The organism is Mesorhizobium sp. M7D.F.Ca.US.004.03.1.1 (genome assembly GCF_003998635.1).
In the GTDB taxonomy this organism is placed as follows: Bacteria; Pseudomonadota; Alphaproteobacteria; order Rhizobiales; family Rhizobiaceae; genus Mesorhizobium; species Mesorhizobium loti.
In genome coordinates this window covers 1-2,563 of sequence record NZ_RZQG01000839.1, presented here as the reverse complement: position 1 = coordinate 2,563, position 2,563 = coordinate 1, and the positions used below count along the sequence as shown (strand labels likewise).

At 65.3% G+C, this 2,563-nt stretch carries 3 protein-coding genes; all 3 read left to right on the top strand.

Annotation, left to right across the window (positions count from 1 at the left end):
- Positions 1 to 742 (top strand): ATP-binding cassette domain-containing protein (locus tag EN935_RS30685; protein WP_164771476.1); only part of this gene is annotated, 742 nt, incomplete at its 5' end.
- Complete coding sequence (locus EN935_RS30680) at positions 739 to 2,064, top strand: ABC transporter permease (protein WP_127262589.1); 1,326 nt, start codon at positions 739 to 741, stop codon at positions 2,062 to 2,064. The genes EN935_RS30685 and EN935_RS30680, both read left to right, overlap by 4 nt.
- A partial coding sequence (locus EN935_RS30675; protein WP_164771475.1) for a substrate-binding domain-containing protein occupies positions 2,051 to 2,563 on the top strand: 513 nt, incomplete at its 3' end. The genes EN935_RS30680 and EN935_RS30675, both read left to right, overlap by 14 nt.

Genomic DNA, 2,563 nt, shown 5'->3' with positions numbered 1-2,563 from the left:
GTCGAAGCCCGATGCGCATGGCTGGCGCACGGTGATCGACGGCGTCGGCTTCGATCTTGCCGCCGGAGAAATCCTCGGCATTGGCGGGCTGCTGGGTTCGGGCCGCACCGAGATCCTGGAAGCGATCTTCGGCTCGAGCGATGGTCGTACCGGTGGCGAAATCCAGGTCGACGGCCGACCCGTGGATATCCGTTCGCCCCGCGATGCAAGGCGGTTGGGCATTGCGCTGGTCACCGAGGACCGCAAGACGCAAGGCCTGCATCTGCAGGCATCGATCACGGACAATGTCGCGCTGCCGCTGGTCGGATCGCTGGCGCGCTTCGGCATCCGCTCGCTGGCCGGCGAACAGGGATTGGCGCGGCAGGCGGTCAAGGCGCTCGGCATCCGCTGCCAGGACATCGACCAGCCCGCCGGCACGCTGTCCGGCGGCAACCAGCAGAAGGTCGTCATCGGCAAGTGGCTGGCGACCAGGCCGAGGGTGCTGTTGCTGGACGAGCCGACGCGCGGCATCGATGTCGGCGCCAAGCGCGAGATCTACGACCTGATCTTCAAGCTGGCGCGCGACGGCCTTGCCATCGCCGTCATCAGCTCGGAACTGCCGGAGCTTTTGCATCTCTCCGACCGCATCCTGGTGATGGCCGACGGCCGCCAGACAGGCATCCTTTCCCGCGACGCGGCCAGCGAGGAGGCCATCATGCGCCTCGCCGCACCGCGCCGAACCATATCGAGACCAGCCGCATGACTGCCCTGAAACTCCTGTCCCGGACCAAGCTCTATTGGGGCCTGATCGCCATCTTCCTGATCGGCGTGCTGGGCTCGCCGATGAGTTCGAAGGGCAACAACATCTTCCTCTCCTACGGCAATCTGCTCGACGTGCTGCGCCAGGTGTCGACCACCGGGCTGATCGCCACCGGCATGACGGCTGTCATCATCACCGGCGGCATCGATCTCTCCGTCGGCTCGCTGATGGCCATCTGCTCGGTGGTCTGCGCCATGCTGCTGACGGTTCCTGGCGTGACGCCGGGCGTCGTGCTGGGCGTGCCGACCGTCGCACTGGTGGCGCTTTGCCTCGGCTTCGTCGTCACCCGCTTCATCTTCCAGAACCTCGCAAAATCCCGAGCCGGCGCCGATCTCGTCCGCGACATCAGGTTGGACGGCATTCGCGGCCTGGTCACGCCCGCCGTCGTCGGCGTGGTCCTGTGCTGCCTGTCCCTGTGGTACCTGCTGCCGCAGATCGGGTCGAAATTCGGCGTGCCTGGCGTGCTGCTGGTGGCGCCGTGTGTCGGCTTGCTGTTTGGTGCGCTCAACGGCTTCATCATCGTTGCCGGGCGGCTGCAGCCCTTCATCGTCACCCTGGCGATGATGGTGACGGCGCTCGGCATCGCCCGGCTCACCGCCGGCCAGAACAATGCGGTGCTGCCGGTCTATACCGGCTCGAATGCCACCGCCGATTTCGAGATCCTGCGCTCGCTGGTGTTCGGCGTCATCCCGATGCCGGGTCTGTTCTTCCTCGGCGCCATCCTGATCTATGGCGCGGTGCTGCGCTTCACGCCGTTCGGCCGCTATGTCTATGCCATCGGCGGCAATGAGGAAGCGGCGCGGCTCTCCGGCATCGCCGCCGGTCGCGTCAAGATCGCCACCTATGCCATCTCCGGACTGCTCGCCGGTATCGCCGCCGTGCTCTATGTCGCGCAGTATAGGCAAGGCAAGCCGGATGCCGGCGCCGGGCTGGAACTGGATGCCATCGCCGCCGTCGTCATCGGCGGCACCAGCCTGATGGGCGGGCGCGGCAGCCTCACCGGCACGTTCTGCGGCGTGCTGATCTTCGGGCTGCTCTCCAACATCCTGCAGCTCCACAACATCAATTCGAACCTTCAGCTGGTGCTGAAGGGGATGATCATCATCGGCACCGTGCTCGTGCAGGAGCGCAATGCCGGTGATCTCCTGGCCTATCTGCGCCTGCCCGGCGGGCAAGCGGCGCACAAGGAAACGACCGCGGCAAAGCGGCCGTCGCAAGAGACACCGTCTCTCAATCTCGGAGGAAACAAGAATGAAACGACGTGACATGCTGAAGCTTGCCGCCATGACCGCGGCACTGCTGACCACCACCGCGCTTCTGACCACCGGCAATGCCTATGCCCAGGACAAGAAGTGGAAGATCGGCTTCTCGCAGGTGACGACCATCGAGCCCTGGCGCGCGCAGTTCAACAAGGACATCCTGGCTGAAGCCGCCAAGCATCCCGAGGTCGAGCTGATCATCACCGACGGCGAGGACAAGACCGAAAAGCAGGTCGCCGATGTCGAGAACCTGATCCGTCAGGAGGTCGACGCACTGCTGGTATCACCGAAGGAATCCGCCGGCCTGACCGGCGTCGTGCAGCAGGCGATCGACGCCAAGATTCCGGTCTTCGTGCTCGACCGCAATGTCGACACCAAGGACTACACCCAGTTCGTCGGCGGCGACAACGCGCTGATAGGCCGCGCGGCCGGCGAATATGCCGTCGAGCTGCTAGGCGGCAAGGGCAAGGCTGCGGGCAATGTCGTCGAGATCTGGGGCGGCATG

What these genes read in the sequence shown, in the direction of transcription:
- EN935_RS30680 (WP_127262589.1), top strand. Translation starts at nt 739, where the DNA reads ATGACTGCCCTGAAACTCCTGTCCCGGACCAAGCTCTATTGGGGCCTG.